Genomic DNA, 8,332 nt, shown 5'->3' on the forward strand with positions numbered 1-8,332 from the left:
GGTGCGAATGCTCTGTTAGAAGCGGTATTCTACCTTCTCTGACCTTTCTCCTTTCTCCTTTCTCCTTTCTCCTCCTCCTTCCTCCGATATCTATAAATTACTCATACCAATTGGCGAAGGTATTGACTATAAAGACCATATTTTTTTAACATTCAAGCTATCGATATCAATATTTGTTATTATTGAATATATATAGCCAAAGTGAAGAAGTTAAAGCCATGAATATTTCCCTAAACCCTCATTTTGAAGAGCTGGTAAAAGGCAAAGTTGAAAGTGGCCATTACAATTCAGTCAGCGAAGTTATGCGGGAAGCTTTACGTCTCTTGGAAGAACGTGATCAGTTGCGTGATCTGCGCCTTGAAAAATTAAGAAGTGAAATTCAACAAGGCACAAACAGCAGCGAAACAACCCTTTTGGATGCTGACGGCATTAAATCAAGACTACACACGCGTTTTGCTGCCCAACAAATGGAAGAATGAATAAAAAAATCGTTATTATCGCAGGGCCTAATGGTGCAGGAAAAACCACCTTCGCCCGCGAATTCTTGCCCAACGAAGCCCATTGCCCAATCTTCATTAATGCTGATTTGATTGCCGCAGGCATTGCGCCGTTTATGCCTGAACAGGTTTCTATTAAAGCGGCACGCATCATGCTGTCCGAAATTACCGGGCATGTCGCCAAAAATAGCAGTTTCGCCTTTGAAACCACATTAAGCGGCTTGGGCTATGCTCGCGTCATCCCGCAATGGCGAGCCAAGGGCTACCATGTAAAACTTATTTTTTTACAGTTACCTAACGCTGATACCGCCATTGCCCGAGTATCTGAACGGGTACGTCAAGGCGGTCATAATATCCCCGAGGCAACTATTCGGCGCAGATTTGACGCAGGCCTGAAAAATTTCAAACATATCTATCAACCGCTAGTGGATGTTTGGCTGCATTTTGACAATGCAGGCGACACGCCGACCCTTATAGACTGGAGCGAATCATGAACACAAAACCGCTGGATCGGGCAAAAGACATTGATGCTCGCGGGGTAGAAGCCGCACTGCTGCGTGCAGCAAAACAAGCGCGTGCTTATGCTGCACAAACGCACACGGCCATCGTAGTAGTACGCAACGGGCAATTAATCAAGGAATCGTTCCCTGCACATGAGCCTGAAAAAAAATCATCATGATCGCACAAAAGAACATCAAATACAGAGTGTGGTGATATTTCATAGAGCAAGACAGTGGCTTGCCGGCTTTTAAAATTAAACCTTTTTGCAGAACCTTTTCTCGGCACCAATAAAGTTACAAATTCCTGCAAACGCTTCTGCTTTATCTGACAGCAGCCAGACGCATTACACAATCAACGGATAATAATGAGTCAATTTTTTCAACAAATCGAAGCAGCATTGCTGCCTTCTGAAATTCCCTATACACCTGAAGGCACTGATCACAAGGCAGTTATGCATCAATGGGATGCATTGCTATAGCAAGGATTAACATCGAACAGGTGCAAGATAAAAAATTAATCACACGCATCTTTAAAAAGCGAATACTTATGTATTATTTTTTTAATATTCTTAACCGATAAATATGGCATTTTAATGACGAACTTATTTAAAGGCTTATATGATCGCCTGATCCTTGACGATGAGTTAGCAGAAATAAATCATTTAATTCACGAAGGTAGAGCAACTGTCCAAACGCCTTCTTTTGTTGAGAATAGAGAGTATTTGTTAACCGAAATAATGAATAGATTGCCAGAACTTTTAGATGAAATTCCCTCATCAAAAGATAGCAGTTTTGAAAAAAACCAAGCTGAAATCAAGTTAATTTCGACCTTGCTAAAAAATGCCAGACTTGAAGAAAAAGCTGAACTTAAAACTGATTTTATAGCACAACCTCCACAAGTTTTACGATCTATTCACGAACCTAATATGCCGGGAATTTTCCCTATTACTGGGTTACGCACGCCTTGGTTATTCAGCTCATCTCGTAGCGAACCCTCCTTGTTGCATGAGCTAATTGCAGAACTACAAGCTGTTGACACTGTTGATATTTTGGTTAGTTTTATTACATGGAGCGGTGTAAGAAAAATAATCGATATATTAAAGCAAGCGACTGCGATTGATGCAACTGGAAAATCTAGGACACAGTTTCGCATTTTAACAACCACTTATATTGGTGCCACAGAGGCAAGAGCCGTCAATGCCTTGGCTGAACTGCCTAATGTTGAATTAAGAATTTCATTGGATGGAAGGCGTACACGACTACATGCTAAGGCTTGGATTTTTAATCGAAATAGTGGTTTTGGTACAGCATTTATAGGGAGTGCCAATTTATCTGAGTCCGCCTTAATTAGCGGCATCGAATGGACGGTTAAATTAACACAAATCTCAAACGAGCCCATTTTCAAAAATGCTCAAGCACATTTTGAAACACTTTGGAATGATGGTGAATTTCTCCACTATGATCCCAATAATCAAGATCATCGCAATGCCTTAGAGAAAGCCCTACATGCAGAATCAAGACACGGAAAAACGCATCAAAACAATTCCCAACTAATTGCAATTCAAACTTGGTTTGATTTAAGTCCTAAACCCTATCAACAAGAAATGCTTGACCGCTTGGCCGCCGAAAGACTTCATCAACGTTACCGTAACTTGGTAGTCGCAGCGACTGGCACAGGAAAAACCGTTGTTGCAGCTTTTGATTATGCGCGTTTGACAAAAGAAAAAGGCGGTCAGCCACGCTTATTATTTGTTGCGCATCGGGTGCAGATTTTAATACAGGCTATTAGCACTTTTCGACAAGTATTGCGTGATTCAAATTTTGGCGAGCTATTAGATGGTAATAATGAAGCGAGTCAACATGAGCATTTATTTGTCACCATTAATACCGCACATAACCATAACTTGGTAGAGCAACATGGTGCGGACTTTTGGAATATGGTCATTATTGATGAAGCGCATCATCTGCCCGCCAAATCGTTTGATAAATTTATTACATCAGTTAGACCCGCTATCCTTTTAGGTTTAACCGCTACACCAGAGCGGGCAGATGGCAAAAGTTTAAATCAATATTTCGATGCAAGACCCGATGGTTCACCTGCGGTAACATTAAGATTATGGGATGCGCTGGATCAAGAGTTACTTGCTCCTTTTGAATATTATGCAACCCATGACAATATTGATTTAACCAGCATTCAATGGAAACAAAAAAACATTGATGTTCAACTTGACAATATAATTTCGGCCAGCGATATACGCGCCCGTTCAGCATTTCAAGCTGTTGAAACTTATGTCAGTGATTTAGAAAAGCTCAAAGCTATCGGTTTTTGCATTAGTGTGCGTCATGCTGAATTTATGGCTGACTATTTTAATTCACATGGTTTACCTTCAAAATCAATTACCGGACAACATACCCAAGAAGAGCGGGATCATGCTATTAACGAACTTAAGCATGGCAGACTTAAAGTAATTTTTACTTGTGATTTATTCAATGAGGGTGTCGATATACCTGATGTAAACACCTTATTATTGCTTCGCCCTACCCAAAGTCCAGTCGTGTTCCAGCAACAAATTGGAAGGGGTTTGCGTCTGTCACCAAATAAAGATAGTTGTTTAGTTTTAGATTTTATTGGCACATATTCTCAAGATTTCAGGTTTGATATATTGTTAAGATCCTTAACCGGACAAAGCAGATCGACAATAAAAGACTCAGTTGAAAAAAGCTTTGGATTATTGCCTACAGGTTGTCATATTCAATTCGATAGAGTGGCTAGAGACCGCGTATTGGCGAGCCTTAAATTTGCTCTGAATTTAAATGTAACACGTCTTACAACCGAATTAGTTGCTTGGGCAAATGCCAAAGACAAGACGCAAATTAAACTAAAAGAATTTTTGCTTGAAAATGAAATTGAAATTTCAGATATTTATTCCGGTAATCATTATTGGACTGAGCTCAAACGACGGGCTCAACTTCCGACGTATGTAAAAGGCCCAAGAGAAGACGAACTTTTCCGCAGAGTAGGCAGTATTTTATATGTTGATGATGTAGAAATTTTAAAGGCTTGGCATCAAGCTTTAGTTCACAATAAAATTGACGAAAGAAGGATTCAAATCCTTGCCCATACATTTTTAGTCCATCAATCTGAATTAATAAATCCAGCGCAATTCATTTCATTAATGGATCAACATCCTGCCATCAAAGACGAATTAATTGAGGTCATTGAGTGGCAGTTAGAACAAACGATACAACCTTATTCTCATCTTTATGGCATGCCCTCTTCGTGGACACTTTCTCTTCATAATCGTTATTCAAGATCAGATATAATTACAGCAATCGGCCATGCCAACGAAACTAAACGACCAGCATTTAGAGAAGGTTGTTTGGCTATTTTGGACTGTAAAATAGAGATTATGTTTGTGACTTTAGACAAAAGTGAAGGTTTTAACGAGCGTGTTCAATATCATGATTATGCGATTAGCCCTAAATTATTTCACTGGCAATCTCAAAATGTCGCCAATACAACTAATAAAACCGGACGTCGCTATTTAGATAGCGTTGCCAAACCCATTGCTAATGGCTGGCGGTTTTACTTGTTTGTTCGTGAAAATAAAGATTCTGCTTTTAGTGCACTGGGTGAAGTTTCACTAATTAAAACAGAAGGTGAGCGGCCAATTTCAATTACATGGGAATTTAAGAATGCAATGCCGGTTGAATTGTTTAGGCATTTTTCAATATTGAGAGCCGCTTAATACACAAACTATATGAATGCTACTGTGTGTAACTTCATTTTCTGTAAATGGCAATACAGGCATGTCAGCAAAAAAAAATAAAGTTGATGACTTGTTGGATGAGCTTAAGTGGTTGGGGAAACAGTAAAAATACTTTCGTGCGAGCGACCATCCGATGCAAAAAATTGCCGGAATATTGATCGGGTAGCACAGCATTAATCAGCACTGATTACTTTTGCATATCGCCATAACTCAATGTTGGCGGGATAAATCCTTCATGAGCCAGTGCATGAACAACACCACGTATTAAATAACTGTTGCTAAAGCCGATGGTATATTGCCTCGCCCCATCCTTGACGGGCTGCAACATATTTCGATCAACCAGTTTTTTAATTTGATAGGTGCGCCGGGCGGCGGTCATTGCCGGCATGGCAACCGCCAAGTCAGCCGCCTTTGCTACACCGTTTTTAGCAGTGATATGTAATATTTTTTCTTCCATTGCCGTAATATGCTCTCTTTCTCTGGCATAAGTCAGCGCAGGCGCAAGAATTCTCGCACTAAAAAAACTAAAATCAGTCAACTGATCGACTTTACGCAATTCGTCCAAAATACCTTGCAAGACATAAACACACCATTCTTCCAGAGCTTCCGGTGAGCCTTTATCAGCGCGGGCCAACATCGCGTAATAACGATCCCGATCATTGCAAAATACCGCCGTAGGATTTAGTACCCTGCCGCCCGCTTTAACATTAAAGCCGTATTTAATCAGTAGTGCGTAGGTGAGCAGCCTTACCACCCGCCCGTTGCCGTTACCAAACGGATGTATCCAACCAAAACGGTGATGCGCTAAAGCCACCTTGATCAAATCATATTTGGGCGGATGATTCTCGTTGATAAAACTTACCAACGCCTGCAGATATTCCGGCACTTGAACAATGTCTGGCGGCAAATGATCTGACTGGGCAATTTGCACCGGCTTAAGCCGGTAAGCACCGGGTGTGGCATCGCCTTCCCGTTCCAGATCTTTGACAGTAATGGCATGCAACTCACGAATAAAGTGCTCGGTCAGGCTATCACCCGATTGAATGCTGTCTTCGACATAGGCCATAGCAGCCTCAATATTTTCCATTTCCCGAAGTTGATCAGTAGGGGCTTGCCGGGCACCTTCCAATTTACTTTCCACATAATCAGCCAAGGTAGTGTGGTTTCCTTCTATTCGAGCAGAACCCAAGCTTTCCAACATATGGAAGATACGTTTGAGCTGAAAAAAAACCTGCGGTGGAGTGGTGCCGCCCAGTTGCAACCGACGCAAATGTTCCAATTCTGTCAAAACATCAACCAACGGTGAATCAAACGAGGGATTGAGCAAAGTTAAATCATGGTGATTAAACGTAGGCATGGCAATAATTTTCTATAATGGTAATTTTATATATCTTTAATTTAACATTATTACTCTAATTTATTCAATAAATTAACTAATAGTTAATATAAAATTATCTCTAAATAAGGTCAAGAATAACTCTAAGTTCCTGTTTCTATAAATTGACCGGGAAGTTTTTTCTATCAAACAGCCCTCGCCAATAGAGTCATTTATGGTTAATAAAACCGAATACAACCTGAAGAATTAACTCGTAACCTGCACCCAAAACTGCCGATGCCGACAGACGGTGTATTAATCAGATTTATAAACTCCTTAAATTATCTTGATCGTTCAGCTCTTGATCCGTTACGGCCATCCCGTTACACTTGTAGCCATTCCGTGTCATGATCACTCATTTATTTATCTCTAATTAATAGGTTCAATTGAACCGGGGATAGAAACATAAGCCTGCCAATCATTAGTGGGCTTGGCTTTTGATGATGCTAAACCAGACTTTTGGTAGGATGCTTCCATTGCCTTTGCTTCAGAGATTAAAGCCAAAACTTGCGCAGTACAATCATCACCGGTTTTTAATAGATCTATTAATGACTGGCCGTTAAAAGCTTTCATCTTCAGTAAAGATCCGGCGCGAGATATTTTTGCTGCATTAAAAGTGTCGGCAATTTCACTCAATTTTACAATACTATTTAGTTTCTCCGGCTCTGGAATTGAATCACCCGACAACCATTTATAAACCGCTTGCCGAGTCACATCAAACAAACCGGCAAGGTCTGAAACAGAAGGATTGAGTACTGAGCGAATATTCTCGATATGCTCTACAGGTGTACGGACATCAAGGACTGATGAATGGTTAACGGTTGCTACAGCGTTATAGAGAACAATGCTTACACGAGGCTGAATATAGCCAGACCATTCTTCAATTCTATCTGCCCCATAAGCACTCCCGGTGCCAACCACTACCCTATTAATAATGGCAAAAGCAGTTTTAACCGGATTTTTTAAGCCAAGCCACTGTGATCCTGTTTGATTAGCGTACATATATTTCTCTAAAAATTATTATGCCCAAGTTTTTCTGGCGTATTCGGTAATCATCGCGTTGAAAGCATCTTTACTAGTCGAATGTAAATTAACGTATTGATCTTTAATTTGATTGAAATCCAAGGCCATAATCCCTTCAACAAAATGATCAGTATCAATGATTGCATGAGATATTACGTTTGTGTTTTCAAATCGCGGCATCGGCAACAGGCCGTTTGGAACCATATCAGGTGGGTACCCCAATTGAGAAGTAGCGCGATGCACTCTGGCGACCAAGGTACCTTTAGGTAACAGAGGGCCGCTGCTTGTTTCAAAAACCGATTCAATTAATGAGTATCTCTGTGCCGCACCAAATTCGACGCCATGAAGTCCATTGACTAAATACAAGTCTACTTTTTCATTTGAGTGAGGCAGAATGGCATCAAGATAACGCAAGCCTAATCGACTTAAATGATCAAGAGTAACGACATCATGAATAGCCTTTAAACCGCACAATAACTCAGAAATAAACTTATCGCTCATTTCATAATGGGTCGTGTGATATATCAGGGACGTTTGACTGAGAACAAACCCTGAGGTTCTATCTGCTTTTGTAATTAACCAAGTATGCGTCGGGATTAATTTGGGCTCTGCTACAATTTCTCCCGGTGCAGCAATAAACTGAAGCTGTGTAACCTCTTGGGCTTCAAAAAGCGTATAACCATCACGACGAAGAATATCCTGTATATCACTAACGTACTTTTTCATAGCGGTCACAGGATTAAATTGTGCTTGAGCTAATGCGTAGTAAACCGGTGCATTGGACATTTTTTCGCTCATGAATTTTCTCTTAATGATGGTAGTCGTGCGCTGGTGCGCTTGGTTTACATTTTGGTTGACAGTATGAGCAAGAAAAATTCTTTAAGGTGATAAATAAAAGATATATTTATTTGGAAAGGGTGTTCCACGAAATATTGCATGTGCGTTTTTGCAAAGGCTGGAATGACGATTTTTTGTACGAATTGGAACAAAAAATAATGGCGGTTAAATAACTTATGGAAACTCTCAATCTTAACCAGGCCGCACAATTTTTAATAATGAACGCCGAGGTATTGCGGCGCAAAGCCAGCACGGGCGAAGTACCGGGGCGCAAGACCGGAAAAAGATGGGTATTTATCAAAGAACATCTTGCCGATTGGGTAAGTGGTC

At 40.5% G+C, this 8,332-nt stretch carries 8 protein-coding genes; 5 read left to right on the forward strand and 3 right to left on the reverse strand.

The window, feature by feature from the left end; all coding sequences use genetic code 11:
• Positions 1-218: 218 nt before the first annotated feature.
• The 4 genes from N7974_RS19440 (at position 219) to N7974_RS19455 (ending at position 4,746) form a co-directional block, all read left to right on the forward strand.
• A complete protein-coding gene (locus N7974_RS19440) occupies positions 219-479 on the forward strand; it encodes a type II toxin-antitoxin system ParD family antitoxin (RefSeq protein ID WP_262967199.1) in 261 nt (86 codons plus the stop codon).
• On the forward strand, positions 476-991 hold the full coding sequence (locus N7974_RS19445; RefSeq protein WP_262967200.1) for a zeta toxin family protein: 516 nt from the start codon (positions 476-478) through the stop codon (positions 989-991). The genes N7974_RS19440 and N7974_RS19445 overlap by 4 nt, the downstream gene beginning before the upstream one ends.
• A complete protein-coding gene (locus tag N7974_RS19450; RefSeq protein WP_262967201.1) occupies positions 988-1,176 on the forward strand; it encodes a hypothetical protein in 189 nt (62 codons plus the stop codon). The genes N7974_RS19445 and N7974_RS19450 overlap by 4 nt, the downstream gene beginning before the upstream one ends.
• 414 nt (positions 1,177-1,590) lie before the next feature.
• Positions 1,591-4,746: a DUF3427 domain-containing protein gene (locus N7974_RS19455; RefSeq protein WP_262967202.1), complete on the forward strand. Its 3,156-nt coding sequence runs from the start codon at positions 1,591-1,593 to the stop codon at positions 4,744-4,746.
• Between the two features lie 208 nt (positions 4,747-4,954).
• On the opposite strand, the gene N7974_RS19460 is transcribed toward N7974_RS19455, so the two are convergent.
• From N7974_RS19460 to N7974_RS19470, 3 genes are all read right to left on the reverse strand, one after another.
• A complete protein-coding gene (locus tag N7974_RS19460) occupies positions 4,955-6,124 on the reverse strand; it encodes a Fic family protein (protein ID WP_262967203.1) in 1,170 nt (389 codons plus the stop codon).
• Positions 6,125-6,511: 387 nt separating this feature from the next.
• A complete protein-coding gene (locus N7974_RS19465; RefSeq protein WP_262967204.1) occupies positions 6,512-7,144 on the reverse strand; it encodes a helix-turn-helix domain-containing protein in 633 nt (210 codons plus the stop codon).
• Positions 7,145-7,162: 18 nt separating this feature from the next.
• On the reverse strand, positions 7,163-7,963 hold the full coding sequence (locus N7974_RS19470) for a TIGR04255 family protein (RefSeq protein ID WP_262967205.1): 801 nt from the start codon (positions 7,961-7,963) through the stop codon (positions 7,163-7,165).
• Positions 7,964-8,178: 215 nt separating this feature from the next.
• Here N7974_RS19470 and N7974_RS20840 point away from each other — a divergent pair.
• On the forward strand, positions 8,179-8,332 hold a 154-nt coding region (locus N7974_RS20840; protein ID WP_394813135.1), incomplete at its 3' end, for a helix-turn-helix domain-containing protein.

It is taken from the genome of Methylobacter psychrophilus (genome assembly GCF_025583945.1).
Taxonomy (GTDB): Bacteria; Pseudomonadota; Gammaproteobacteria; order Methylococcales; family Methylomonadaceae; genus Methylobacter_C; species Methylobacter_C psychrophilus.